Origin of the sequence: Xenorhabdus yunnanensis, from assembly GCF_028598805.1 — a bacterium.
In the GTDB taxonomy this organism is placed as follows: domain Bacteria; phylum Pseudomonadota; class Gammaproteobacteria; order Enterobacterales; family Enterobacteriaceae; genus Xenorhabdus; species Xenorhabdus yunnanensis.
Window position 1 is genome coordinate 1 of the sequence record NZ_JAQRFI010000055.1, and the last position, 24,627, is coordinate 24,627.

Genomic DNA, 24,627 nt, shown 5'->3' on the forward strand with positions numbered 1-24,627 from the left:
ATCGAGCCGGTATCATCCTGACATTCCAGAACAGTGGGACGACTATTTACCCCCCATAACGATAAATTCACCCGCGATTTGGCTGTTCTCAATGACGACAACACCAAATCACGTTGTTCACCAATAAACACGCCTTTAGAAAACCTAACATCACCCTGATATGTACCGCCCTTTGATGCCGAAACGGCATCAACATCACTGGCATCTAATGCAATGTCACTTGACAGCCATTTCCCATTAATTCGCCGGCTATCAGGCACGGCGCGACGCGCTTTTTCTATCGTGACCCCTAACCCCAGGTTTTTCAAAAACGCCGATTTGTCCTCAATGTCTGCCCCGTTCTCATTTCGGGACAATCGGTGGTACGCGCTACTATATGCGTCTTTCGCTAATTCATATGCTTCTCTCACCGCTCGAGGGGTTGCCGCCTCTATTTCACTGTTACTATCCGTGGCATTGCTGAGCTGGACGAGGCCGGGTTGGGTGAGTGAGGCGCGGGGGAGTTTATCCAGTGTCGAAATAGTCCCTAATCCTAAATTGTTCCTCGCTGTTGCCTTATTGGTCACATCTGCTAGGTTGTTGGATTTCTGCAAAAACAACCCATCAGGATCAGCGAGTGCATTTTTCCAGCCCATAGAGGTATTACTGTCTGGGTCTGTCATATTCCCATCTACAGTATTCCACCAAATCCGTTTGCCGCCTGCACTGAGGACTACAGCCCCAATGCTATACCCTCGAATAGCCTGACAGAACTCTGCATTGAATGTGTATAACCCACCTGATTGCAAATAACGCAGCGCTGCCGTGATATCGTTCAGTAACCCGTTAAAGTCTTTGCCATGTGGCGGTATCCCACCCGCAGAAATCGGCGCCATTGTTGAGGGCGGGAATCCACTGTCATAGGCGGCATTACCGCCAGATTTAGTTTTTTCTGTTGCCGTGTCTGGGATCAAGTTTTTATCACCGGCACTAGCAAATGGGACTAAAATTTGTCGTGGTTTATCATTTAACTTCATTGTTGTTGTACCTTTTGAATAATTGAAACACTCACCCCTGCGGGATATGGCAGCGCATCGGATGATTGAACTATCCCCAATTCGGCTGTAGATAGCTCAAACTCAAATACGTAGCTCATTCTCAAGCCACCATCATTTTTCACATACGCCTGCCCGCTCTCTCCGAACATATAAATCAACATGCGATTAATATTCGGAACGGTGCAATCGGTGATATTCGACATTGCTTTCATCATGATGAGTTTTCGATACATTGCGTCAGTCAGCTCGACTGTTTTTGTTGATGTTCCGCCACCATAAAACGGTGCCTGATTAAATGGGCGCGGGTCGGAGCGTTCTGGCACCGAATGACGAGCCTCACTGAACCCCAGATATTGAAAATCATCCCGAACAGTTAACAGGCGATTAACACCCACAATCTTTCCCCACACATCTAACCCATAGGTTTCTGCGGTTTCGATATTCCAAATCAGGTCATAAAAATTATCGATAAATTCGTCGGGGGATACTGCGGAATTGAAGCTATTAATGATGGAATTCAATTTAGGGCTGGCGGCGTATTGGGCGAGTATGGTCTCGGCCACATTTTTCACATTAGACCTCCATCATATTAATCATGATATTGGAACTATCCAACGTGGGTATCTCATCAATGCCAAAACTCACCGCAGCATCATAACGAGCGGCATCCCTGCTCAGGGTAATGCTGACAATATCAATATTTGCCTGGTCAATATTATAGACGCCGGAATAATAGCGTCCGGCATATAATGTTGTTCCTATGCGTGCCCGTGTTCCGCCATCAATGCCATTAAATGCGTCTTGGACTGCGTTCACGACTAATTCATTGATATTCGATGACAGAAATTCATTTTTCCGCAAATTAATCCGCACAGAGACGCCGATTGGCTTGACCGTTTCCCATTGGATGACATATTCAGGATATGGCTGCCCATACCCATCCTTATCGACTATCGTGAGCTCTGTATTACCACACATATCAATACCCGGAGGACCACTGTTCCAAATTGCATTAGCGATGTCATCCGCTTTCCCTCCATAGACTCCTACATAAATTGAATGTGGTAATAATGGGTAGCTGGATGTCCCAGTATTTTTTGTAAAGCCACTATTATTAGAAATAACATACGCATCAACTAAGCCAGCAACTTCCAGTACTGCGGCACGAATAGCCCCTAACGTATTTCTGGAATTGCGGGCAACAGATTGTCGGCGACGATATTCAAAATTAGCCCGGCTTTCCTCATTTGCCCCTGGCACACCAGCGGCCTCATTAAGAATTCCAGACCAACCGGATACAGAACTGTATATTGTATCCAGATCCCCAATCTGGCACGGTATTGGACCTGCAGTGGTATTCTGAAAAACAATATCAACAGAACCTGTGGCAGGGATGGTTGCACTGTTCAACGAATGATACAGATAGCCGGTTTTATCACGCGCAATACTCCCCGCCGGAATTACCGTCCCGACCATGCCTGTGCATCTTGCTGTCACCGTCGTGCCTGACGCCGGAATCCTGTCCAGAAAATAAATTCGCCCAATCGCATCCTGAAAACGCCCTGAGGCATAATCCGGGTTTATCTGATTCACGATAGCCAGTAGCTGATCGTTTTTATCTGCAATAATGGCCGAGTCACTCACCGCAATCTGTCCCTGTGGTGATGTCAGACTGGTGCTCATCTGCCCGCCCATTGCCGTAGACAAATCACTGAGCCGCCCGTTCAATATGTCAATTTCATCCGGTACCAGCAGCCCCGTTTTAGTGAATGTCACTGACGGGACGCTGGTTGATAAATTTACTGTTTTCGTCATAGATTCACCGTCATTTGGTTAAAATTACTGTCTGTTATCACCATCACGCCATTAATACTCCGATTTGCATCACTGACCGCGGTACATGATGCAGACTGAACATAAGGCAATTTGAGAGCCTCTTGTTCCATCTTGGCATTGATAAGCTGCGTACCGGGCCAATGTCCAAAAATACGTTGGTAATAAGGAATACCTAGCGTTGTGTCATACCAGCACTCACCCAAGAACGTACTGCACGCACACGCGACATCTTGGGCAACTGCATAGGGATTTTGGGTGACAGCCAGATCGCCCGCTGCGTCTAACATAATGTCCCAGTCATCAGGATTGAGACGTAATGAACAGGTTTGCACTCAGTCCTCCAATAAAAGAAAACCCCACCGAAGTGAGGTTGTTGCAATAAAAAAACCGCACTAGGCGGCAGATATGAAAAAGGCCACGCAGAGCGCAGCCTTGGATAAATGTTAACTGGATTAGTTAGTAATGGTAGGAGGTGAATAACGCCGTATAATATATACATCATTCACATCACATTCTGGATAAATCCACTCAGCCCAATTCGATATTATCCATTCCTTTTTTAAACCTACCGAATTTGTAAGTTCACTTTCTTTGGGTAATTCAACTAACAACGACCCGGCTTTGTGTCCAGTAGAGATAACCAGCGCATGCATGGTATCTTTATCAGGATTAGGGAAATTAATCACTAAAAGGTCTACAAATTCTTCATATGGCCAAACGGCAGGGAATCTAAAAACACAGCCTCTACCTATGCCGTCTTGTTCATAATCAATAAGCTTTACCATTATTTTACCCTTAAATTGTGACCGCCCTTATTATCAATGCTACCTTCGATAAAACGCAATCCCATATCTATCTCACCTAAATGGTTCCCCAGTTTCTTGCCAATTTTCTCAAATCGTCCATGTTGTGTGTCAATAGAATAATAATACTTTTTATCCTGATATATTATTCTTCCTCTATTTAATTTTTCAATATTTTTAGCTCTTGTCCAATGATGCTGTTTTGCTACTTTTTCTGCCATTTTTTTTACTACAACAACTCTTTCATCTGCGCATAATTGAACTAAGCTTTTTTCAAACTCACTAACTGTTTGATCATTTGGTAATTTATCGTGATCCTTAAGTTCCACCAGACTAATAAAACTGGCTGGCTCAAAATCCGCGATATCTTGTACCTGACTTCCAGCATAACCGTTTGAGATAGTCAGTGAACCAGCATAAGACAACGCTCCAAACAGAACGCTAGAAATAGTTAAAATTACAATTAATACTCTCTTCATATCGTATGATCTCACTTTTGCTAATTAACATCTCCCTCAAGATACACCACTTTACATAAACAAAAATTATACGATGTGTAAAAATTAACCATCACACTAAATCTTATACTATTTTTTTTGACTACCTTGATAATGAGGGAAAGTAGGTGTTATAGCTCAGTGAAATAAACGTAAGAGCAAGAGTTCAAACTACTCTTGTGAGAAAAATTTGTTGCCTCTACACAACCATCTAATAACTAGTGGAATTGTAAATTCAAGGTTTGCTGCTAATAAAAAACCGCACGAGGCGGCTAGGATTTGGGTATTAAAAAACCCGCTCAGGGCGGGTTAATTATTGTCTCTGAAATCTTGAGCTATTCTTGCTAAATAACCCATTATCTTAGGATTCCTGGCTTTGCCGTGGGCATCAGGGTGCATTATTGCTAATAAGGAATATTTGTATTCTTCCAAAAGCCCTTGAACGTAAACCAAGCAAGCATCGTTTTTAGTGTCACCTGATTTACAAGTTCTATAATACTGAACTCTGTTCTTGAGGAATGAGTCAGGCGGAAAACAAAGATGAATATGCATCAGACATGATTTATATGCAGCTTCTGGTTGAGTATAAGCGACATCACGGCCAAAATAATCGGGAACTTCTCCAGTCTCTTTATAATGCTTAAAGTCTTGCAATATAGCTTGCTCAAGATCTGGATGCTTAAGGAAGACGTCATCAAAAAAATCTTTCCTTGTGTATTTGTTTATTGATACGTCCACTTGCTCCATTTATCACCCGGTAAATGAATAATTTTCAGACTCAATCTTTTTAGTTGTATAAGCAGCTAGTTCTGATAGTGCAGCTTTATTTATGTCACTTTTATAAATAGCAGGAAAAGCAAACAACTGACGAGAAAAGTCATTCAACCGCACTATCTCAAACCTAGCTTTTGCCACGGATTTAAGATAGAGCCGCATTTCTTGTTTTTCTTCATCAGGTCGGTCTTGCTTTAACATGGCTTTAAGCCCCTGCTCAAACCCTCTTATTGTGGTTTCACAGGCTTTATTCATTTCCAAGTCGTTTTGAATCATAGTTCCACGGACTTGGCTTTCATCAAGGCTCAGAAGATTTAGATAATAATCACTGATTTCATTAGCTAATAAATCAATAGTTTTTCTTCTTTCTTGATATTGAGTTTTTAACTCATCCAGACTACAGATAGTCTTACCTACATTAAAGTTAAACATACTGCGTTCGTCCCCTGAATCCACTGGCTCAGCAGCAAATGAAGGGACTGTTAACGCGCCTCCAAATAAAACTCCTGCTAAACAACTTTTTAGTAGTGATAGATTCATGACGTTTTACCTTATCAAATAGTTGATCATAGTGAGTCACAAACAGTCATAGAGTGTCACTATGTATCACTATATGATACATTTTTTAATCTTACAACCACATGAGAAACGATAATTAACGGCTTATATAAGCACGATTGAGGAAGATGGGAGCAAGTTAAACACATACTTTAGAAAGATGGGGTCACATTGCTATCACTTTGTATTAAATATCACACATGTGATGAAAATCAATTTTCAGCCATCCGTGGCCTAGTTCCAGAACCTAACCGACGTATCGCTACTAAAAGAAGACCTGCCGAAGCAGGTTTGATAACTCATTAATATTTCATTAATCGTCTTTATGCGACAAGTCCAGCGCCTCGTTAATCAGATCCTCCGTGATGTCGTCAGATACTTTAATGTGAGCTTCACTGCGACCAAGCTCACCGCTCTCCCACGCCTCATCGGTGGAAGCTATCAAGTTTGTTTTGCTCATTTCTCTGTTCCTAGATTGTGCTTTTTACAAGTTAACCCATTAAAGCCATCCGTGGCTTGGGGTTAAAATATGTTCATTGGTAGCGAGATCATGCTATCAATGTGATATCCATATAGTCGTGCCACTCCGTCAAGAATACCTTTCGGTGTCTCTGTCCCACCTTTGAAAACTTCTGTCTTGTTTAGGTGCTTATCATAGACTTCCAACTTGACGACATATCTGAAATTTGGTGGCTGAGGTTTTAGCTCTTTCTTTTTAACCTCACCCGTAGTCCAGTACTCATAAAGAACGTCGTCGCATTCGTCCTGATATCGAATAACTTTCTCACGAATCGACGCTTTAACTTTATTGGGGCTGATAGTGGCTAACCAGCCAGCAAGTTTACGGAGAGCGAGACAAGTCATTGATTGAGAACCGCCTTTTGTGGGTATAACGATTTCCGTGATACCTTTTGAGAAGCGAGTTTTTAACTTCTCTAACTGCGATTGCCAAGCTAGCCCCATACCTTCAACAATTGGCTTCATCGGCACATACGGCTCGCCGTTATAATTAACGACATATAGATCTGAGCCATGAAATGGGACGTTAATAGTTTTACAAACTTCATTAACTGGTATACTTAACATGTCTATATTCCTGCAAGAGTTGTAGATGTTGTATAAGAAGCCCTGACTATTTGCCGTAGTTGGGGCTTCACCGTTTTAAAGCGATACTATTTATTACGTGATTGTAACTTTCTGTAAAGATTTCTATGCTGAATTTGGGAAGCGCCTCGTAAATCAAATTTATAGCGAGTTAATCGGTTGCATTAGTTATATGGTGTGATAGTTTAACTAGCTTACAGCCATCCTTGGCCTTCAAATCCTTAAGCTACTTCAACTCCGTGAATCAGGTGTCTAAGCGCCTTAATACCGTTCTCGTTGTAACGGAAAGCTTCGACTTGCTTGTCTGAATGAGCCGATTTGTCCAGAAAGAACTTGCCGTGTTGTTTATTTTTGAGATTGTGCTCATTGGCAACACGTCCGATTTTGTTTGCTGATACATCCAGCATTTTTCCTACTTCACCAGCCGTATAATACTTTTCTTCCAGCACAGGAAGAGGGACTGCTTCAAAACCGACGATAGGGTTAACAATATTGGCCGCTGCACATTGTTTTGCTTCATTGCTCAAATTTGGCATCAGAGCAAACAAACTACTGACAGCATCAACTGACATTTTCAGTGTTCTGGCGCGGCGGTATTCAGGTAAGCCTGACTTACTTTTCTCTGGTGCTGCTGGCGATAACTTTCCAGTGCGGTAATCAATGAAAGTCTGGTTGACCTGTAATTGGAATGATGGGCTTATCCATCCTGCATATGAAACAGCGAGAAGCTCATGAGCAAATGTGCCGGGATTCGTGCCACCCAAAATAGTGATGATTGATTTTTGACCACTATGCATATTCACATACTGATTGTCTTTCAATAACTTAACTTCAAGTTCTAGCACTAAATCACTTGCTTGCTTTGTTCTGAGCCATTGCCCCGGTGATTTGCTTGCGCCTGTACCACTCGCCTTATGCAAGGCATTCAGGTTAAAACGGCCTTCTGAGTCGGTAGTGATTTCTACGCCTGCAATGACAGGTAGGTTATTATTTGCTATATTCACTTTGTCACTCTCTTTGTTAGGGTTGACATGTTGGTTTCTTCGAGCGTTACTGACAATTTAGAAGCCTCGTTGGTTGCACCCTTCGAGGTTTCACTTTTATTGAGTCTGTGTTGCATTTTCCTTATCCATATTTCTATCTGCGCATTTTGGGGATTCGTCAGCTTTTGAAACAAGAATATCCACGCAGATACGAACGCATGACGAACATATATTTCCATACAACCCTGCAATGAATGAGAGAGTTCCCGTATTACTTTCACCGCAAAAATTACAATTAATAGTTGTTGTTTTTATTTTCTTTATTTCCAATGACATTTTATTCTCCTAATGCTTGTGATACTGCGTTGCTATTGTGCTGCATTCTTTCTTTGCCCTATCACTCTATTCATTCTGTCCTTCAAAATTTTCACAATTTCAGCATTTAGAGAGCGCCCGCTCTCGTTGGATTCTTCTTCATACCACTCCCTTAATTCAGGTGGCATTCTTAAGGGATATGGGGGTATTCGTTGCTTATGACTCATAATGATTCCTTTTTTATCCTTTAAATTAACCTTCTACAAACAAGTATGGATCCTATGGATCCTATGGATTCCCTTGTCAAGTTAGTGTTTGGTATTTACACTCTTTAGTGTGAATCATAAGGAGTCAATATCATGTCACGCATAGCGCCGTACCCGCTAAGGATGCCACCTGAAATGAGGAGCAACCTAGAAGATAAAGCACAATCCTCAGTGAGAAGCTTGCAGCAAGAAATTCTTTTCAGGCTAGAAAGGTATCAGCAGATAGAATCACTTATTTCATCAACCAATAAAAATAAAGGTGATATCAAAGGTGATATATATGACTACATTGCAGAGCTAATGAGGAAAGCCAAATCTGTAGACGAGAAAGATGAAGAAATAAACAAACTAAAAAAAGAAATAGCAGAGCTATACGGGTCACTAAATCTATCAGAAACTGATAGGTTTATGAAAATCAGTCAGCAATCTCAAGTTATTGAAAAAGCTATTGAAAAGTTGATTGATGCGTTACCTCCTCATTACAACAAAAAAGCCCCGTGATGGGGCTTCGTAAGCTACATAGATAACGCCTTTAAGACATGAAGCGGATCTTTCTCTATCGCCTTTAACAATGCTTTTGCTGGCCCTGTTGGTTCTCGTCTTCCTTGTTCCCAATTACGAAGGGTTCCAACGTTAACAGAGATTAATTTAGCAAATCCCGCTTGGCTTAAGCCGGTTGTCTGACGAATGTTTTTTACCTTCACTGCCTCAATAGTTGTTTCACGAGAAGCAGCACGTTCACCATTCATGATTTCGTTCATCTGTGTCATGCTTTCAGTGAGTCTGGAAAATAATTTGCTATCCATTGTTACCATCCCTCATTTAATGCTCTTAAGACTTTCTTTTCTGACTCGCTAAGGTCATCTTTAATGCCTTTTTTATAAATCAGCAGCAGTCTTATATGTGAGACATCGACCTTGTGATAATAAATGACGCGTACACCGCCACGTTTACCTTTACCTCTGGATGCCCATCTAACTTTACGTAAGCCCCCAGTGTGCTGGATAACATCACCCGCAGCGGGATTGTCTGCAAGATATTGCTGAAACTCGCGATATTCATCATCACTTAACAGCTCTTTACAGTCTTCGGTGAATATAGAGGTCTCAATGAATATCATGTTTCAGTACGCCATTGGTGTATGTATGGAATGATAATAGCACTCTTATTTTATAAGTCAATGGCGTATGACTGGAGAGTTTGGATAGTAAAAGCCCCTACGGGCTATTTCCCCGCAGGTACACTGAGATTCATTAGACTCATAAACCCGCCGCTACCACACACAACATATTCAACAAAGACCATCACTTTTTTTCTTCATACATTTTTTTGACGGTTTCCATAAATAACTCTTTGAACTTATCAGATTCTAACTGAGCAAGTTCATCTATGTTTCTGGGATGTAATTCCTCGTCTACAGCAGATTGTAGGATCATGATTATTTCAGAGTTCATAGAACGACCATTTTTAGCAGCCCTTTCCTGAACTTTCTCTTTTAAATCATCAGGTATTCTAACTCCAATAGGAGTAATGCTTCTCATCCCTTTCATATCAGCTACCCATCTATAATATTTAGCATCACAGTGTAGCTAAAAAATCATTGACGAAATACTTTTATACTGATAGCTTTATAGCTACACATTAACTACACGGATAAGAGTATGAAAATCAGAACAATACCGCCTCTTGGGTTAAGGATAGAACCAGAGTTAAAGCAAATGCTGAAGGATATAGCAAAAAAAGAAGGAAGATCACTTAATTCAGAGTTAGTCCAGAGGCTAAAAAGAACCTTACGTGAAGATGGTTTAATAAATGTCTAAAACGGTGAAGCCCCAACTACGGCAAATAGTCAGGGCTTCTAATTTGTCAGAAACTTATCGAGGTAACCGACATGACAAGTATAGCAATTAGTGAAACTCATAACACCAATCAGTTAACTTTCCGTAGCACTGTGTTTAATACAGTGTCTCATGCTAATGATATTTGGCTTACGGCTCCTGAGTTAGCCAAAGCGTTACAATACAAGAAAACAGACGCAGTAACACAGATTTACGAACGCAATTCCGATGAATTCACACCTGCTATGACATTGACCCTCAAATTGAGTGTCAATGGAATAAACAATAGCTTACGTAAAAAATTGGTTAGAGTTTTCTCCCTCAGAGGCGCTCACTTAGTCGCTATGTTCTCAAAGACAGATGTAGCCAAAGAGTTCCGTAAATGGGTGCTGGATATTCTTGATCGGGAAGTTGAGAAAGATAACTCAGGAACTATCAAAACCACAGTCCAACAACGGAACCCACTAAAGAACGCTGTTAATCTGTTGGTGAGCAAGAAAGGTATTTTATATCCAGAAGCATATTCGCTCGTTCACCAGAGATTCAATGTAGAGCATATAGATGAGCTAACCGCCGATCAATTACCACAGGCTATCGAGTATGTTCACAAGATGGCACTGGAAGGTGAATACATTCCGAAAGATGTTGAACCCAGTAGATTAATTCACGACGAAATAGTTCGACTTGAAAAAGCGGTATCAATGTTTAATTCCGGTTATGAACTATGGAGAAAGAATATCTTCGTAAACCTTATTCAGATGGATGTTCCTTTATCCGGTTCAATAAATGCCATGCTTAAAGATTCTCTCTCCTTGCTAAGAGACCTAAAACAAAGAGTGTCAACCAGAATCTCAGCGAAATAGTTGCGCTAACCCCAAGCCACGGATGGCTAAATCTCAATACAGTGGCTACAATTTACCGCTATCTATCAGCCTATGATAAGTGATCAAATCCGACCCTCCCGAATCCATGCAAGAGATAACTTGCCTTGTTCTACCTTCATAATCATTATTCGAGTAAATTATTCTGGCGGCTATTGGATTAACTTTATAGTACTGAACAACAGATCCAATTTCTTTGTCTGTCAGAAGTAACTCTTCCCCAAGCCGGACATATTCATAACCTTTCCCTGTTTTTGAGTTCAGCATCATATTGCGCCCAGTTGAGGCTATAGTGGAAAAAAACATGAACTTCACTTGAATCTCGCAAAGATTCCTTAGCTTCTTCATATCTACATACGAATTATCTTTACTTAGTGATTCAATTTTTTTCTTCCACCTATCATCATCTGCTTTTTTCCTTGCCTCAGCCGCAGAAACTGTTTCGGTCTGGTAAAATTCATATGCGCATTCAGCGTTAACTTTGATGGTATTTTCGAGACTAAAACACTTAAAGACCAAGCTTTTCTTGAACGAGTCCGGCTCAGAAGCTTCCTTTATTTCACGTAAGTAATCATCTTTTCTTTCTGAAAACTGCTTAATTTCACGTCCATGTAAAAAAATATTTTTTTCTGCCTTGGCAGCATGAGTGAGATAATCGAATCGCTGTTCGTCAGTCGTTGCGCTACTTCGCTCTTTTTCTAATGCTGAGTTTTCCTCAGAGATAGCGCATCCAGATAGGAACAATACTGTGGAGATTGCAGCCAATAGTTTTCTTTCCATTACCTCTACTCCGGCTTGTTGGTTTTTGAACCACCTGATTCTACACCACCATGCACATGTGACGAAAGTTTAACCCCATTACCTGTGACCTCACCCTTGGCATCAATGGAGCCACCGAATTTAGCATCACCGCCATGACTACCACCGCCCTGAGTTACAGCACCGTTCAATGTAATAACGGGGGCATTTACAGTATAGGAGGTGTTTGCCGTTACTTCGACTTGAGGTGCATTGACGGTAATCTTATTTGGCGAAACGATATTTATTTGACTATCATTGAACTCAACATATTGGGTTGGTTGGGAATTCAGCACACCACCAAGATAGATGGCGTCTGAATAGTTATGTGTTCGCCCAGTGCCGGGCATAGCAGATTTTTTAGTTACCTTTACTGTGCTTATATCCTGATCACACACCGCAATTAACCCAATATCGCCCGGAACAGGATTCATAATGATTGCGCTATTGCCACGCTGTAATCTCCAAACAGGAATGTCGTAAATAATACCCTTATCTACTGGTCTACCATCGCCTGTAATAGCATAGACCATAGGCTTTACATCAACTTTATCCCCTTTGGCATTGACCACCTGAGCCAGAGTGATAAAGTGGTGACGCCCCAAGAACTGCCTCATCACAAAGTCTTGAATATTTGTATTACCATTCAAATCTGTTGGTCGAGTTGTTGATTTCATTTTTTATCCTCGTACTGAGTTATCATAAGTCGCTTGTGGTGTTGAAACCGCTGAATAAGTCCATTGTCAGATCCAATAAAAAAAGGCCGCATAAGCGACCCTGTTGTAAGCACATTATTTCAGCAACCCTTTGATTTATCCGAGACACTCAAATTGAGGGTCTCATTGGCTTAAAGCCATCCGTGACTTGGGGGCTAGTTCAGTCGCTTAGCCTTCTTCTCAAGTGCGGATTTTGTCAAGTAAGCAGCTCCAGAAGCATCCCATAAGTACGTATGAAACTGTGAGGCAATTGGTGAGTCTACTAATCTTAGAGCTGGCGATATCGATTCTTGCCAGATATCAGCCATTTTTTTGAGTTGCCTGTAAATGACTCCAATATTATCTAGCTCAAGTGATAAGTCTATTTTTACAGGTTGAGGTGATGGTAACTCTTCTTTACCAAGATATTCACCCTCCAGCACATTTAAAAACTCGATTGCTTCCATTATTTGTGATGGTTCAAGCTGGGTAATATGCTTAACTTCGAAATGCTCATGAACCAGCTTCCAGATATCAGGGTAAATCCTACCAAGGCCAGTCGTGATTAAACGTTCGGCAGTCTGGCGTAGTGGTGTTAACTGACTCGCTGTTGAGCGGCGAGTTTTGGGTTTTGTAACCACTGACTCTCTCTCAACTTCTCGATCAAGAATATCTAACACCCATTTTCGGAACTCTTTGGCTACATCTGTCTTAGAAAACATAGCGACTAAGTGAGCGCCTCTAAGTGAGAAAACTCTAACCAATTTTTTACGTAAACTATTGTTTATTCCATTGACACTCAATTTGAGGGTCATTGTCATAGCAGGTGTGAATTCATCAGAATTGCGCTCGTAAATCTGTGTTATTGCATCTGTTTTCTTATACTGTAATGCCTTAGCTAACTCAGGGGCCGTGAGCCAAATATCATTAGCATGAGACACTGGATTAAAAACCGTACTACGGAAAGTTAACTGATTGGTGTTATGTGTTTCATTAATTGCTATACTAGCCATGTTTACTTCCTTTGGTTTGGGTGAGTAAATTAGAAGCCCTGACTACTCGTAATAGTTGGGGCTTCACTGTATTTGAGCATCAATTAATCCATCTTCTTTCAAGCTTCTAATAACTCGTTGGATAATTTCAGAATTAAAAGAACGACCTTCTTGCTTTGCAACCTTTTGTACTAACTCCTTTAAATTTTCCGACATCCTTAATGTATACATCGCCTTATTTTCTTTCATCTCTCGATCTCCGTGATTCTTTTTGATATCACAAAGATATAACTATGAATATATCGTGTCAAGAAAAAAGTGAATACAATTTGATATCAATGTGATTAATGGCTAAGTTCAATGAAAAGAGTTAGAGATATAAGTCCATACAGCATAAGAATGCCTGACGAGTTAAAGGAAAAACTAACAGAGAGAGCCAAGAAAAATGGACGTTCCCTTAACTCAGAAATGGTCATGATCTTACAATCTGCTGTAGATGGGGAATCACAACCCAAAAATATTGATGAACTCGCTCAGCTCGAATCCGATAAGTTCAAAGAGTTGTTTATGGAAACAGTAAAACGGATGTACGAAAATAAGAAAGAATGAGGTATCCGTGTCCAGTAGGCCATACAAAAATCCACAGGTTAACCTTAGATTACCTGCTGAATTAAAAGAAAAAGTGAATGATTTGGCTGATATTAATGGGCGTTCAGCAAATGCAGAAATGGTTGCTGCTATTGAATATTGGGTCAATATGAATCATGCAGTTCCAGAAAACGAGCTGCCAGCTCTAGCCCAAAGGTTAGCCAGAGTAGAGGCTCAACTGGATAAACTTATTAAAAAATAAGCCCCATAAGGGGCTGTTCAAATCGAATATTTCAATGAAATATTTTGTTGTAGTTAAACATATATTCTTTGGGATATGCCTTACATTTCAGTTCATACATATCATGAAACATAAGCTGCTGCTCAGGGTTATAACGTAGTATCATAATCATTCTGGTATCAGCGCCAGCTTTCCTCGTTAACGATGAATACATATCATCTGAAATACCGAGCATAATTTTGTCAAATCCAACATCATAAAGCCTCCCCGATTTAGCTGCCTTAGCATAAACCGATGCTGCAACTCGTGCGGAAGCTGCGCAATATTTATCAATATTCGCGTTTGTTAGTTGCAACCCTGATCTGAATATTTTTTGTGCTGAATTTTTAGCATTTTTAACTTCCATTTTATGTTTTTCTTCCTCCCGTCTCGCTTCTTCCTGATCCTCTCTTTTCCTGTTTTCGGCCGTTTCTTCATCTACATAAAAACTGTATGCGCAGATGGCGTTTTGCATTAAGGAATCAGCAGGAACAAAGCATTTTTTTATCAGGTCTTCTTTTATGTTATCCGGCTCAAGATTCTTTCCAACCGTTTTGAGATATTCCAATTTAGCATCATTGACATTACCTATCCCGCCGTTATTTAACTTGAAAGTTTTTCCTGCCGAAACATTCATCAAATACTGGTATTTTTGTGCATCAGTTTTGGCGTTATCCCGTTCATCAAAAAGTTTCCGACTCACTGGATCAGCACACCCAGCCAATAAAGCAGCCCCCACCAGCAGAACGGTCAATTTTTTCATCACAATTCCTCACTATTACCCTCTGTTCATAATAGCAGCAAGGTGATGCAAAACAATGCAAAATTAGTTAGAAAAATTGGTGTGAGGGCAAAAGAAAAGGAAAGAGGAGGCATTGCAAAATCTTATTAGCTTTCTAATTTAACTGGAATTCCGCTAAATGAAGTGTGCCATTGACCACCCTCAACCCATGATGTCAAATGATGTTCTGCTTTTGTTACTTCATAGACTCCACTGGCATTAGGTAAATCTGTTTCAATCTGTATTCTTCTGCCTAGGAATAGGTCGTTACAGAAAATCGTAGTAGCCATCAAGCCTTCTTTTGTGAATATAGGATATCCAACCAACCCATTTTTTGGAGATGTAAACAACAATGGCTCTTCCCTCTGTTTTCCTGAGCGCCAAATAATCACTCTATCGACCGTAAAATCTGTTTCTATATTTAATGCACTAGCCGCTTGCTGAATTTGATGAACAACATTCCCAGTAAAATGAGGGTTAGGCATAAAAACACCTTTTACTCCATGATTTTCAACTTTGAGATCAGCTTTCCTAGCCATCGCAGTAATAATATCGACGATATCCACATTACCTTCCGCAGAAAATGGCTCAACTTCTTTCAGTCTTAACCCAAACGACATAGATGCAGTAATTGTTAATGGAACATCAGGTAACTGGTTATAATCGGCATAAGCATCACTGATAAATCCCTCAAAAATCATTTGATCATCAGCCCATACACACATCCGATTAAACTTAGCCTCATCAATCCAAAACCCTCTGTAGCTCAATGCGGCCATCTGCTGCATGGACAGCCCCCAAATTTGCAGTGTCATCTGAGTTCCCGACATGCCGCCATACGCACCAATGTTGACGTAGGCGCGCATATTTTCGAAGGTTAGGATGTTATTTTCGCTGTCATCAAATGTTTTTCCGTCAACCAGTTTAAATTCAACCTTAATCTTTCGCTGCTTATAAGTCATTTTTCACTTCCTCTGGGAATAGATAATAAAGTCGGAAACGAGTGCCAAGACCTTGCCATTCAGGATTGTCGCTACCTTCCAAATCGGCGAAAAACAGTTCACCTTTAAATTGCAGATAGGGATATCGGATTATTTTGTTGCAGTTGAGGCAGATAACCCCCTGCAATATCGGCCTACCATCGACCGTCAAATCCATATACAGTCCTGTACTGCGCTGGTTCAGGCGAATAGTGCAAGGTTGCTGGTTCAGGGTCACGGTTATCCGCTGTGATTTAGCAGGGGTCAATGTGATTTCAATCATGTTAAATTCTTCGCCAAGTCTGTTACCCCTTTGCTCATCTGGTCTACTGAACTAATGACTGCATTGTTTAAAGAGCCGGCGACAGAAGAAGTCGCTTTAGTGAATTCCGACGTGACCTTGTCTGCTACTTTGGTGGCTGCACTCGACAATGATTTTTTCAGTCCTGTTAGCGCACTTTTCACATCAGATAACGTCGGTGGCTTAGTGCCACTATTATTGCTCTCGGTGTCCATGCTGGGAGACTTGCAGATTTTGTTATTCTGCTGCTCCCCTTTACTCTTACCGCCACTCACTTTCACCTCAGCCACATCCATAACAGCCTGAAATACCGCATTAACAATCAGTAGCGTGACGCCGCTTTCACTCCTGATCCGGTAGTCATACTTGGTTAGGTCGTAGCTGGTATAGGTTGTATCGGGAGTTTCAATGTCATAGGTTTCAGCACTGGCGATCATCTTATCCAGTGTTTCCAGAACATCAGCACGTGACGTTAGAGATAGGTTGGTCAAGTTGGGTATGGCTCCTGAAAAACCCGTCCACCCCTCTATAGTGAATGTCACCCGAACCTCTCCTGGTCTTTGCACCTTGTTGTACGAACTATAACCGCCTTTTTCCAGTGGAGCGGTAGCAATAGTCGCTTCCTTGCCCGTCTCTACAGAAATAAATGAGGTAGGCGAAAATGGCTTCCCGCCCTTATTACTACCAGATGCATAGTAAATGCCATAGCCCGGAGACAGAACGCTGTTGATAATTGACAGTATTCCGCCACCACGAGCAGCATTCATTATCGTTGTTTGATTCAGTGAAAACATTATGCGGTCACTCCCGTTGAGTAATCTGCTGATAATGCAGAGCGTCCTATTTGCTGACGAGCATCATTAGAAATTTCCTTAACCGTATTAGCATCAGAATTCACCTGCAACGTGCCAATGTGAATACTGTCAGTCACCGTAGAATGACTAGTAGTGACGGACTTACGAGATTGCGCAGCCATCAATGCACTGGGCTGCGGTAATGACTGAATAATGTCGTTCCGGTTGATATAACTAGCCCCGTTCTCGTGCCGGATAATGCCCTCCATCAAATCGATAATTTGCTGAACGTTTGCGGTATCAATTTTCTGGTTGGCATCAATTCCCAGCTTACGGCTCAGGGCGGTAATATAGGCATCGACTTTGTTCCCGTCCGCGGCTGGCGCGTACTTTTTAACGATGGACGAAATCGTATTAATGCCACGGCCAAAGTAGAGTTGTAGTTGTCGGTATAGCGCGGCAATACCCTCTTGCATGGTGGAGAACACAGCAAAGCGTCCATTCTCTCCACCTTCTTTCACAGCACCTCGTTGCTTTGCAAAATTCAGGTTGCCGGGGTTATTGTTTCGGATACCACGCGGTATTTTTCCATCTGCGGGTAGGGAAATAGCCGGTGCAAAAGATTGCTGAGGAAGTAGCTCTCTGGGTAAAGCCTTAATGAGCTTTTCAATGGAGTCTGTAAGCTTATCCAGAGTGGTTTTCAGCCAGTTATTGCTGTATTCCATCTTCTGCTGGAGTTCAGCCTCTGCCCTCAGAACGCGGTCGTTCTCGCGTTTTTCTTCTTCCCGGAGTTGCGCTTCGTCTATTGATTTATTGGTACCATTTTCGGTAGGTGCCGATTTACCATCAAGTTTTGCCTGATATGCCTCATATTCCTTTTTACTAAAAAACGAGGTCCAATCGCTCGCCAGATACAATCCATACGAATCAAGTGTATTTTTTGTCTCTTCTCCAACAATCGAAGTCGCGACTGACTCCACCGGATCATACATTGCATATCCAATAGCACCGTATATCCCGGCTTTTCCTATCAATCCGCCAAGCTTGCCCTTTCCTGCGCCTCCACCCAAACCACCAGCGCCCAACATCCCAGCGGCGGCTTTGTAAATTCCCATTAGCCACCCAGCGAACTTCAATCCAATCAGAGCAAGGATGACAGTTTTCCACCCCCCCACGGCACCAGCCGCTTCATTAGCAACCGTGATAATTTCCTGAATAGTGGATAAAAAGCCATTAACTGCCTTTTCGATGGCATCAGGATTACTCGCCATCCATGCCGCCAAGTCCTCCAGCCATTGATTAAACTTATCGATATGAGGCGCTAATGCTTCCATCAGTTGAATTTGGATCTTCTCAAATGACTGGTTTGTCTTAGCCCACTGTTTTTGCCAACGTTGAGCTATCGCAATCGCATTATCATTAACGCCAGAGTTGACCGTGAATTCGTCAACATCTTTCAGTGCCTTACCAGAACCAAACCACTGTTGCATGGCATAACCCATATCCAGTGAACCACCAAATGCCTGTTTCTGGTCTTCGCTTAGTTTAGGGAATACATCGGCTAGTTTTCGGGCAATGCTTTCAGGGGTATCCGATTTAAAATCCAACTCGATACCTGTTCGGCCAGCAACCTGTATTAATGATTGCAAAGCGGGATCTAGCCCATAACCTTCACGCAGTCGTCTCTGAGCGTCGTTAATACGGGCAAACATCCCGACGATTTCCTCGCCCTGAACCCCTGCGCCTTCACCTGCTCGCATCCATCCATCAAGACTTTTAGCTGACATCCCGAACGCTTTGGAGGCTGTGGCTAATCCCGTCAATTTCCCTGTCAGACTGGTGAGCATGTTTTTAAGACTACTCAATGACAGAGTGACCCCTGCCAATGCCAAAATCTGACCGCGAATACTGGAAAAGAAAGAAGCCGCTTTTTTCCCTGCGGCCTCCATCCCTTTCGCAGTCTTATCGGCGTTCTTGCCTGTTTCTTCCAGTGATTCACCCGTCTTCTTCTCGCCATCCTCATAAGCTGCGACAACTTTCTCCATGACCTGAGTCAGTTTGTCCATTGCCGCAGTGACAGCCTGCTCGCCAGCGCTAAAATCCTTTGAATCCAGTCCCAGTGTGATGACCAGTTCATCAATAACGTTTGCCATTAATTATCCCCTTGCATAACACGGGCGTTGTGATTGTCCACCTGAATGATTTCGAGCATCGTCCACATATCTTCCACGCCATAGACGGTATCCAGTTCAGCAAGACTTGCTTTACCGGCGGCAATGACAGCGGCAACAGTTTTGGGGACGTTGGTGTATTCAATCAGACCGAACGGCCTGTCAGGGTTGGTGTAGCGGGGCGGAATGTCTAACGGCTGGCGGTATCGAAAAAATCCACATGTAATTTGAATACCTCTCCACGCAGTTTCAGACGGGTCGATATCTCATCAATGTCATTTTCCACCAGCGCCCTACGAACTTCCTTGTTGGCAGGGTTAGGAACCGCCTGAATGCAACTCATTAGCTCATCCAGCAGCGGTTTTGCATCATCCGGCGGGATGTGGGAGATAGCTTTCAATCCTTCCACGGCCATTGCTGCCATTCCCATCTGGCGTAGATTGTCGGGAATTTCTACACCACCTTTCCCCATTGCCATCAATGCCCGCATCGCCCACCACTCAGCTTGGGACGCGGCCATTTCCTGAATGAAGAACACCTTACCCTTGTCCCGGTTATCCGTGTCGATAGTGATAAATGTTTCTTTCCGTGCCATTAGTTAAATGCCTCCGCTGTGATGGATTCCCACTCGATAACTGCCTGACTCGCCTGTAACACGCGTCCTGCATCCGGCAAGGCTTTCCACTGTTTCAGTACGCCATTCACGCAGGAATACTTGCGTTTCAACGAGGGCAGAATGACCGTAGCATTACAACGAAATACAGCAGCACTGGCCCTTGAGGTGGTCGCCCATGTATCGAATATATCGCGGCTGTCGGAGTCCGGCATGATATAGAATGTCTGGGCGATGTTGCCGTAGATAAAACCCGCTGACAGCTTGCCGTCTGCTCCACGCACGGTCTCGGCCAGCTCTAACGCCTCGGTGCCATAAATATTGTCAGCCGCAAAGCCCTGTAGCTGTACACCTGACGGGTAAAGGTTGGTGACTGACAGTGTGATGATGGCGTCAGCCGCCGTGATAGAATTCGCCATTATTGAACCTCCGTTGATGCCAATGTCAATTTCTGAATACTGCCGCCATCGCAATACCACAATGAACAGCTAGGGCTGGTGCGTTCCACACGGATTGAGGGCAGCATGTCCCCGATATGCAGGTAGTAGCCAGTGGCAAATACAGTGGACGAAACATCTTCACCGACTGCGTTAATGATCTCCTGCTTCTGTGCCGCGCTCAGATTGACGCCCTCACGAATACCGCCCCACGCCTTGAACTGCTGGATAACATCCGTCATTGACGTTGCCACCAGCGCACGCCCGGCATTGTTGTAGGGAATAGTCTTGTTGGATTTAAACAGCGCAATCACCGCTCCTTGCAGGTTGGCATTGAGCCAAATTTGCCCCGCGAAACTGTCCAGCCACTTGAAATCACCGGTGATAGTGCCGTCAGCCCAATAGTTTTCGACAATATTGTTGGCCGCATACTGGCCGTAGAAGTTATATCCATTCGATATCAGCGCATCGTAGGTGATGGCATCGGTAACATCGGCACTCAGTCCGTCAAACTCACGGAATTTAAACGGTACACGTCCCTCTCTGCGGACAAAATCCAGTGCCGCCGCATAGCCTAATACCGCCGCCGCTTTCTTACCATCCAGACAGTAGACCGGAACAATGCCGCCATAACTGTTCTGGATAATTTGGCTCGCAATGGTCTTGGTATTCCCTTTAACTTTTGCTATTCCCTCAGTTGTCCATGCCACATAGAAATAGCGTTTTTCCTGAGCGCTGCACCATTCGGCAAACAGTACGCTTTGCTCTGGCGTACATTCAAACGCGGTCGAGAATCCCGCCCAGCGCTGTGACTGACTGGTGATTGCACTGAACAAATCAGCGGTTGAGGGAACATTGGCACCCTGTGACACTCTCGCACCTGCTGCTTCGGTCATTTTCAGCACCTCCGCCGCAGTTCCGCTGCCAAATGTGATGGATGAGGCTTCCGGCTTACCCGCAGTAACTGTGATAATGAATGCCTTATGTGTGGTATCAAAGACCACGTTCGCACTCTCTCCAATCGCGGTTTTTATCTTGGCCGCAGCCTCGGCAAAACTGGTTGAGCCATCCAGATTGATAACCGCATCCGTTTTTTTGCCGTTGATAGTCAGCGTCAGATTGCCGGAAATGGTTTTCAGTTCATCTACCGATATCTCTGCCAATGATCCGCTACGCAACCACGCGGCACTGGATGTACGGTTGTAACGGGAAAGCAACAACTCTGCGGGTGTTTTTGTGCAGTTATTGAATCCCTGAAAATAGGTTTGAGCCATGCGGTATTCATCCGATGTCCCGCCAAAATATGCGGCAACATCAGCGGCAGATGAGAATGACAGTACCGTACCAATCGGTGCATAGTCATTGTCTGTCAGCAATAGACCGTTTAGGTCTACCGCATTTCCGACCGCCGCCAGCACGCCGGGATTAATTTTTACGTCTTTACTAATTGGAATTGCCATTTATAGACTCCGTCGGAATGGTATGCGTTGATACGCTGTCGAAAAATGTCTGAGGTGCGGTGACGATCGGGCTTATCTGGGCGACAAAATCCAATGTCCAGCGGTTTTCCCATTGCTGCTCACCATTGATGATGCTCAGTTGTCGCGGGTCACTGGTATGCAATGGAGTAATAGCGCCGCCCAACCCTTGAAATTGCTCACAGGCGAACTCGGAACGGATAACTGTCGCCACCAGCAACGCATTGCTCTCTGCTGAATCACCGTAGAAATCCAATTGACAGCGCCATTCGGTGGTGCGTGAAATATGTTGCTGTCCCGTTCCGGCTGATCCAGGTCTGGTATAGTTCACTACACTGGTTGACAGCCCACTGGAAAATAAAGGGGTCATGACAATAAAATCACCCAGTGGCATTGGATTATTGTTTTGCTGTGACCGCTCTATCTCCACATCAGGAAAAAGCGCACGGAGAAAATCCCCAAGGGCCTTATATAAATCACGTTCTGTTACTGAGATGGTTACGTTTGCAGACATACGACAACCCTCGTCCAGTCCGGCCAGTTTTCAGGTACAGAGACCACCAACCAAGTTTCACCATTGATAACGAATTTATCTCCACCTTGCTGCTTGGGTCGATTGATACCGCACCAGTTACCATCGGTATAGATAGATGCCATCACCCCCTGAATATTCAGGTTATCCAGATGCCGGATATCCGATTGGGTAACTGCCTGTTTCTGCACCATCATGGTAATGGGATCGGCATAACCGGGAGTGCGGGAGTAATCATCGTTCTTTACTGAGCCTATTGATCGATAAATCTGAGCGGAGATAAAGGGGTTTATCGCACCAATGGCTGCGGATGCGATACCATGAAGATTCATTTCTCACCTCTTTCTGGTACAAAAAAACCTCGCACTTGCGAGGCTGGTGTTTAGTAATTTAATGACTTATTTAGATAGCACTATCGACAAAAGCATAAATATTGGTGGAAATAAAAAGAATATGGCTGATATTGAAAAAAATACTCTGCTAAATTTTGTTTTAAATACACACGCCAGAACTGCAAGAACTATCCCTATAGGAATAGTAGCGCACCAAAATAAACTAAATAGAAAAGTATAAATATCAAAAAGCGAAATTATTGATTTCACCATTTCTTCCATACATGTTCCCTCATGAATCCCATTGTCGAATCCATGAATATATCAGTAATCCCACCAGCTCACTACAGCCTTAACCGGGATTAATTGCCTGCTTTTCACCACATCAGGCGAGGTGGTTCCTCACTTACCGCAATCAAGTAAAGCTGATAGTTTGGTTGGTCCACAATCAAAATGAGGAATGAGAAAAATGGCAGACTTTACTGTTCGTATTGAACTACATAAGGCCGATTCAGATGATTACGATATTCTTTATGAGAAAATGAAAGCTAAAGGCTTTACGAAAACAATTACAGCCGATAGTGGCACGAGTTATTACTTACCCTCAGCAGAGTATAATTACCGTTCCAATACAAAAAATCGCAGTGATGTTTTAGACTTGGCATACGGGATAGCCAAATCAGTAAAAAAGGATCCATCAGTATTAGTGACTGAGTCTAAAGGTAGAACATGGAAAGGGCTGAAAAAGATCTAATCAGTGCCTGCGCAGTCTGAATCGCTCACTACACTAGGCTCTTCGCTTTCCAAGGCCACAAACGCTTCTCTTACCCGGTGGCCTAAAAATCTCACTGTGCTGTCCGGTAAATCAAGTGTCTGTTGGTACTTTATTCTCAGTAAATCTGCTAATACTTCCAGTGCTGCCTGTCGTGATGCATCTGTTAACTCTTCAAATTTCATAATGACCTCAGTTAATTTATTTTAATTCGGTGTCGGGTTTAAAAAGGGGCGTCTCTTTAAGTTATTCCCCGTTTTTAATAACTTCATAATCAATCGCCCGCTGCATACTGCCTGAATCCACCAGCGTTTGATTAGGTGACGCTCGCCCCTTGCGGGTTTTCGCGGCCACTGTTGCAGGATTATTTGGTGGCGGTAAAGATTTCTCAATGCTGTCGCGAATATCTAATGCCATAATCATGCCTAATGTATTGAATGCCGCTTCTACACCACTTTCATCTTGTAATTGCCCTCTGAGCTGATCGCCAATCAGCCGTTTCCACTCATCAGATTTATTAGCAATCGTGCTTCTCATAAAAGGACGAGCCGGAATATTTCGTGTGCCGAATTCATTAGCGGCGGCATACGGTGCAATCGGCTCCCCGGTATCTTCGTTCGTCGAACCAGAGAGAATACCAATATTCATCTGTACATTCAGATTGCCTCTGATACGGGATAACGCCGCTTTCAGCTTGTCATTAGTTGCCATAACTCACCCCCACGGATGGTAGTGTTTCACCGCCGAATAGCGTCCACCCACAACATATTTACGGGTTGCCTGCCAATACATTTGTCCGCATTGTGTCGTTTTAAACCATGAGGCATTAGCGACATCCGGTACAGCAAACGAGACACTGACTGAACCCTCCGATGCATTGGACATTGGCCCTGCCTGATTATTGTTTCCCCATAGCGTCACTGTGGCGATATGACAGGTTAGCAGGTGCAACAAGGTTTTGCGTTCCTGCGTCCCGTTGGGTTCATAGGGGATAACAGAGTTATCAGAGTTATCGAGCAGCAAACAGGCCACATCAAATGCCTGTTGTAATTGCCCTTCAGTCAGGATGCCAGCAAACCAGGGGTACAATTTCAGGAACTCGCCACTGTCAAATGTGACGATAGCCATCAGGCAGTCTCCTTCGCTGGCTCTGTTGTAGTTTTGCTGGTATCTACTGGCTCACGTCCATGA

General features: G+C 43.2%; 38 protein-coding genes and 3 pseudogenes. 7 read left to right on the top strand and 34 right to left on the bottom strand.

Annotation, left to right across the window (positions count from 1 at the left end):
* The 13 genes and pseudogenes from PSI23_RS17420 to PSI23_RS23245 all read right to left on the bottom strand — a co-directional run.
* Nucleotides 1–1,016, bottom strand: a 1,016-nt coding sequence (locus tag PSI23_RS17420; protein ID WP_273556264.1) for a phage tail protein, incomplete at its 3' end; no start/stop codon positions are given.
* Complete coding sequence (locus PSI23_RS17425) at nucleotides 1,013–1,609, bottom strand: DUF2612 domain-containing protein (RefSeq protein WP_273556265.1); 597 nt, start codon at nucleotides 1,607–1,609, stop codon at nucleotides 1,013–1,015. The genes PSI23_RS17420 and PSI23_RS17425, both read right to left, overlap by 4 nt.
* A 1-nt stretch (nucleotide 1,610) precedes the next feature.
* Entirely contained in the window at nucleotides 1,611–2,852 is a 1,242-nt protein-coding gene (locus tag PSI23_RS17430) for a baseplate J/gp47 family protein (RefSeq protein WP_273556266.1), read from the bottom strand.
* Nucleotides 2,849–3,205 carry a contractile injection system sheath initiator gene (locus PSI23_RS17435; RefSeq protein WP_273556267.1) on the bottom strand — a complete coding sequence of 119 codons (357 nt, stop codon included), beginning with the start codon at nucleotides 3,203–3,205 and terminating at the stop codon, nucleotides 2,849–2,851. The genes PSI23_RS17430 and PSI23_RS17435 overlap by 4 nt, the downstream gene beginning before the upstream one ends.
* A gap of 120 nt (nucleotides 3,206–3,325) precedes the next feature.
* On the bottom strand, nucleotides 3,326–3,658 hold the full coding sequence (gene imm45 / locus PSI23_RS17440; RefSeq protein ID WP_273556268.1) for an Imm45 family immunity protein: 333 nt from the start codon (nucleotides 3,656–3,658) through the stop codon (nucleotides 3,326–3,328).
* Nucleotides 3,658–4,155 (bottom strand): hypothetical protein, encoded by a 498-nt coding sequence (locus tag PSI23_RS17445; RefSeq protein WP_273556269.1) that lies wholly within the window; start codon nucleotides 4,153–4,155, stop codon nucleotides 3,658–3,660. The genes imm45 and PSI23_RS17445 overlap by 1 nt, the downstream gene beginning before the upstream one ends.
* A 327-nt stretch (nucleotides 4,156–4,482) precedes the next feature.
* Nucleotides 4,483–4,920, bottom strand: coding sequence for a type II toxin-antitoxin system YafO family toxin (locus PSI23_RS17450; RefSeq protein WP_273556270.1), 438 nt, complete (start codon nucleotides 4,918–4,920; stop codon nucleotides 4,483–4,485).
* Nucleotides 4,921–4,923: 3 nt separating this feature from the next.
* Complete coding sequence (locus PSI23_RS17455) at nucleotides 4,924–5,487, bottom strand: hypothetical protein (protein ID WP_273556271.1); 564 nt, start codon at nucleotides 5,485–5,487, stop codon at nucleotides 4,924–4,926.
* A 331-nt stretch (nucleotides 5,488–5,818) separates the two neighbouring features.
* A complete protein-coding gene (locus PSI23_RS17460) occupies nucleotides 5,819–5,965 on the bottom strand; it encodes a hypothetical protein (RefSeq protein ID WP_273556272.1) in 147 nt (48 codons plus the stop codon).
* A 254-nt stretch (nucleotides 5,966–6,219) separates the two neighbouring features.
* Nucleotides 6,220–6,591, bottom strand: a pseudogene (locus PSI23_RS17465) (phage antirepressor N-terminal domain-containing protein); the annotation flags it as partial.
* Nucleotides 6,592–6,830: 239 nt separating this feature from the next.
* Nucleotides 6,831–7,613 carry a KilA-N domain-containing protein gene (locus tag PSI23_RS22985; protein WP_273556273.1) on the bottom strand — a complete coding sequence of 261 codons (783 nt, stop codon included), beginning with the start codon at nucleotides 7,611–7,613 and terminating at the stop codon, nucleotides 6,831–6,833.
* 96 nt (nucleotides 7,614–7,709) lie between these two features.
* Nucleotides 7,710–7,928 (bottom strand): ClpX C4-type zinc finger protein, encoded by a 219-nt coding sequence (locus PSI23_RS17475; RefSeq protein ID WP_273556274.1) that lies wholly within the window; start codon nucleotides 7,926–7,928, stop codon nucleotides 7,710–7,712.
* A gap of 32 nt (nucleotides 7,929–7,960) precedes the next feature.
* Complete coding sequence (locus PSI23_RS23245; RefSeq protein ID WP_373567349.1) at nucleotides 7,961–8,134, bottom strand: Arc family DNA-binding protein; 174 nt, start codon at nucleotides 8,132–8,134, stop codon at nucleotides 7,961–7,963.
* Between the two features lie 132 nt (nucleotides 8,135–8,266).
* On the opposite strand from PSI23_RS23245, the gene PSI23_RS17480 reads away from it, so the two are divergent.
* Complete coding sequence (locus PSI23_RS17480; RefSeq protein WP_273556275.1) at nucleotides 8,267–8,674, top strand: Arc family DNA-binding protein; 408 nt, start codon at nucleotides 8,267–8,269, stop codon at nucleotides 8,672–8,674.
* Between the two features lie 14 nt (nucleotides 8,675–8,688).
* On the opposite strand, the gene nadS is transcribed toward PSI23_RS17480, so the two are convergent.
* The 3 genes from nadS to PSI23_RS17495 all read right to left on the bottom strand — a co-directional run bounded on the left by nadS (nucleotide 8,689) and on the right by PSI23_RS17495 (nucleotide 9,723).
* Nucleotides 8,689–8,979, bottom strand: a complete 291-nt coding sequence (gene nadS / locus PSI23_RS17485) for a NadS family protein (RefSeq protein WP_038243532.1) — start codon at nucleotides 8,977–8,979, stop codon at nucleotides 8,689–8,691.
* A gap of 2 nt (nucleotides 8,980–8,981) precedes the next feature.
* Entirely contained in the window at nucleotides 8,982–9,293 is a 312-nt protein-coding gene (locus PSI23_RS17490; protein WP_038247947.1) for a type II toxin-antitoxin system RelE/ParE family toxin, read from the bottom strand.
* A gap of 184 nt (nucleotides 9,294–9,477) precedes the next feature.
* Entirely contained in the window at nucleotides 9,478–9,723 is a 246-nt protein-coding gene (locus PSI23_RS17495; protein WP_273556276.1) for an Arc family DNA-binding protein, read from the bottom strand.
* 111 nt (nucleotides 9,724–9,834) lie between these two features.
* On the opposite strand from PSI23_RS17495, the gene PSI23_RS17500 reads away from it, so the two are divergent.
* Entirely contained in the window at nucleotides 9,835–9,993 is a 159-nt protein-coding gene (locus PSI23_RS17500) for an Arc family DNA-binding protein (RefSeq protein ID WP_273556277.1), read from the top strand.
* A 71-nt stretch (nucleotides 9,994–10,064) separates the two neighbouring features.
* Nucleotides 10,065–10,424: pseudogene (locus tag PSI23_RS23250) on the top strand (BRO-N domain-containing protein); the annotation flags it as partial.
* A 495-nt stretch (nucleotides 10,425–10,919) separates the two neighbouring features.
* On the opposite strand, the gene PSI23_RS17510 reads toward PSI23_RS23250, so the two are convergent.
* From PSI23_RS17510 to PSI23_RS17525, 4 genes and pseudogenes are all read right to left on the bottom strand, one after another.
* The gene (locus PSI23_RS17510) at nucleotides 10,920–11,672 is read right to left on the bottom strand and encodes a hypothetical protein (RefSeq protein ID WP_273556279.1); all 753 of its coding nucleotides are present in this window, start codon (nucleotides 11,670–11,672) and stop codon (nucleotides 10,920–10,922) included.
* A gap of 5 nt (nucleotides 11,673–11,677) precedes the next feature.
* On the bottom strand, nucleotides 11,678–12,367 hold the full coding sequence (locus tag PSI23_RS17515; protein ID WP_273556280.1) for a Gp138 family membrane-puncturing spike protein: 690 nt from the start codon (nucleotides 12,365–12,367) through the stop codon (nucleotides 11,678–11,680).
* A gap of 635 nt (nucleotides 12,368–13,002) precedes the next feature.
* Nucleotides 13,003–13,398 (bottom strand): annotated as a pseudogene (locus PSI23_RS17520) (BRO-N domain-containing protein); the annotation flags it as partial.
* Between the two features lie 63 nt (nucleotides 13,399–13,461).
* Complete coding sequence (locus tag PSI23_RS17525; protein WP_273556281.1) at nucleotides 13,462–13,626, bottom strand: Arc family DNA-binding protein; 165 nt, start codon at nucleotides 13,624–13,626, stop codon at nucleotides 13,462–13,464.
* A gap of 111 nt (nucleotides 13,627–13,737) precedes the next feature.
* Here PSI23_RS17525 and PSI23_RS17530 point away from each other — a divergent pair, with 111 nt between their 5' ends.
* Both PSI23_RS17530 and PSI23_RS17535 read left to right on the top strand, forming a co-directional pair.
* The gene (locus PSI23_RS17530) at nucleotides 13,738–13,986 is read left to right on the top strand and encodes an Arc family DNA-binding protein (RefSeq protein WP_273556282.1); all 249 of its coding nucleotides are present in this window, start codon (nucleotides 13,738–13,740) and stop codon (nucleotides 13,984–13,986) included.
* A 7-nt stretch (nucleotides 13,987–13,993) separates the two neighbouring features.
* A complete protein-coding gene (locus PSI23_RS17535; protein WP_273556283.1) occupies nucleotides 13,994–14,227 on the top strand; it encodes an Arc family DNA-binding protein in 234 nt (77 codons plus the stop codon).
* 31 nt (nucleotides 14,228–14,258) lie between these two features.
* Here PSI23_RS17535 and PSI23_RS17540 read toward each other — a convergent pair whose 3' ends face one another.
* The 11 genes from PSI23_RS17540 to PSI23_RS17590 all read right to left on the bottom strand — a co-directional run bounded on the left by PSI23_RS17540 (nucleotide 14,259) and on the right by PSI23_RS17590 (nucleotide 22,664).
* Nucleotides 14,259–15,008: a hypothetical protein gene (locus PSI23_RS17540; protein WP_273556284.1), complete on the bottom strand. Its 750-nt coding sequence runs from the start codon at nucleotides 15,006–15,008 to the stop codon at nucleotides 14,259–14,261.
* A gap of 125 nt (nucleotides 15,009–15,133) precedes the next feature.
* Complete coding sequence (locus tag PSI23_RS17545) at nucleotides 15,134–15,988, bottom strand: baseplate hub protein (RefSeq protein ID WP_273556285.1); 855 nt, start codon at nucleotides 15,986–15,988, stop codon at nucleotides 15,134–15,136.
* Entirely contained in the window at nucleotides 15,978–16,289 is a 312-nt protein-coding gene (locus PSI23_RS17550) for a phage baseplate plug family protein (RefSeq protein ID WP_273556286.1), read from the bottom strand. The genes PSI23_RS17545 and PSI23_RS17550 overlap by 11 nt, the downstream gene beginning before the upstream one ends.
* Nucleotides 16,286–17,101: a phage baseplate protein gene (locus PSI23_RS17555; protein ID WP_273556287.1), complete on the bottom strand. Its 816-nt coding sequence runs from the start codon at nucleotides 17,099–17,101 to the stop codon at nucleotides 16,286–16,288. The genes PSI23_RS17550 and PSI23_RS17555 overlap by 4 nt, the downstream gene beginning before the upstream one ends.
* The gene (locus PSI23_RS17560; protein WP_273556288.1) at nucleotides 17,101–19,254 is read right to left on the bottom strand and encodes a lytic transglycosylase domain-containing protein; all 2,154 of its coding nucleotides are present in this window, start codon (nucleotides 19,252–19,254) and stop codon (nucleotides 17,101–17,103) included. Before PSI23_RS17560 ends, PSI23_RS17555 begins: the two co-directional genes overlap by 1 nt.
* Entirely contained in the window at nucleotides 19,254–19,421 is a 168-nt protein-coding gene (locus tag PSI23_RS17565) for a transcription elongation factor GreA (RefSeq protein WP_273556297.1), read from the bottom strand. Before PSI23_RS17565 ends, PSI23_RS17560 begins: the two co-directional genes overlap by 1 nt.
* Before the next feature lie 41 nt (nucleotides 19,422–19,462).
* Complete coding sequence (locus tag PSI23_RS17570) at nucleotides 19,463–19,867, bottom strand: hypothetical protein (RefSeq protein ID WP_069315433.1); 405 nt, start codon at nucleotides 19,865–19,867, stop codon at nucleotides 19,463–19,465.
* Nucleotides 19,867–20,304, bottom strand: coding sequence for a phage tail fiber protein (locus tag PSI23_RS17575; RefSeq protein ID WP_069315432.1), 438 nt, complete (start codon nucleotides 20,302–20,304; stop codon nucleotides 19,867–19,869). Before PSI23_RS17575 ends, PSI23_RS17570 begins: the two co-directional genes overlap by 1 nt.
* On the bottom strand, nucleotides 20,304–21,782 hold the full coding sequence (locus PSI23_RS17580; protein WP_273556289.1) for a DUF3383 domain-containing protein: 1,479 nt from the start codon (nucleotides 21,780–21,782) through the stop codon (nucleotides 20,304–20,306). Before PSI23_RS17580 ends, PSI23_RS17575 begins: the two co-directional genes overlap by 1 nt.
* Nucleotides 21,766–22,314 (bottom strand): phage neck terminator protein, encoded by a 549-nt coding sequence (locus tag PSI23_RS17585; RefSeq protein ID WP_273556290.1) that lies wholly within the window; start codon nucleotides 22,312–22,314, stop codon nucleotides 21,766–21,768. The genes PSI23_RS17580 and PSI23_RS17585 overlap by 17 nt, the downstream gene beginning before the upstream one ends.
* Nucleotides 22,299–22,664 (bottom strand): phage collar protein, encoded by a 366-nt coding sequence (locus PSI23_RS17590; RefSeq protein ID WP_273556291.1) that lies wholly within the window; start codon nucleotides 22,662–22,664, stop codon nucleotides 22,299–22,301. The genes PSI23_RS17585 and PSI23_RS17590 overlap by 16 nt, the downstream gene beginning before the upstream one ends.
* A gap of 61 nt (nucleotides 22,665–22,725) precedes the next feature.
* Here PSI23_RS17590 and PSI23_RS17595 point away from each other — a divergent pair, with 61 nt between their 5' ends.
* Nucleotides 22,726–22,905 (top strand): hypothetical protein, encoded by a 180-nt coding sequence (locus PSI23_RS17595; protein WP_273556292.1) that lies wholly within the window; start codon nucleotides 22,726–22,728, stop codon nucleotides 22,903–22,905.
* Between the two features lie 228 nt (nucleotides 22,906–23,133).
* Nucleotides 23,134–23,418: a DUF2622 domain-containing protein gene (locus PSI23_RS17600; RefSeq protein ID WP_273556293.1), complete on the top strand. Its 285-nt coding sequence runs from the start codon at nucleotides 23,134–23,136 to the stop codon at nucleotides 23,416–23,418.
* Here PSI23_RS17600 and PSI23_RS17605 read toward each other — a convergent pair.
* The 3 genes from PSI23_RS17605 to PSI23_RS17615 all read right to left on the bottom strand — a co-directional run bounded on the left by PSI23_RS17605 (nucleotide 23,415) and on the right by PSI23_RS17615 (nucleotide 24,564).
* Nucleotides 23,415–23,621, bottom strand: coding sequence for a hypothetical protein (locus PSI23_RS17605; RefSeq protein WP_273556294.1), 207 nt, complete (start codon nucleotides 23,619–23,621; stop codon nucleotides 23,415–23,417). The genes PSI23_RS17600 and PSI23_RS17605 overlap by 4 nt on opposite strands.
* Before the next feature lie 61 nt (nucleotides 23,622–23,682).
* Nucleotides 23,683–24,147, bottom strand: a complete 465-nt coding sequence (locus PSI23_RS17610) for an HK97-gp10 family putative phage morphogenesis protein (protein ID WP_273556295.1) — start codon at nucleotides 24,145–24,147, stop codon at nucleotides 23,683–23,685.
* 3 nt (nucleotides 24,148–24,150) lie between these two features.
* Nucleotides 24,151–24,564 (bottom strand): DUF4054 domain-containing protein, encoded by a 414-nt coding sequence (locus tag PSI23_RS17615; RefSeq protein ID WP_273556296.1) that lies wholly within the window; start codon nucleotides 24,562–24,564, stop codon nucleotides 24,151–24,153.
* Between the last annotated feature and the right edge of the window lie 63 nt (nucleotides 24,565–24,627).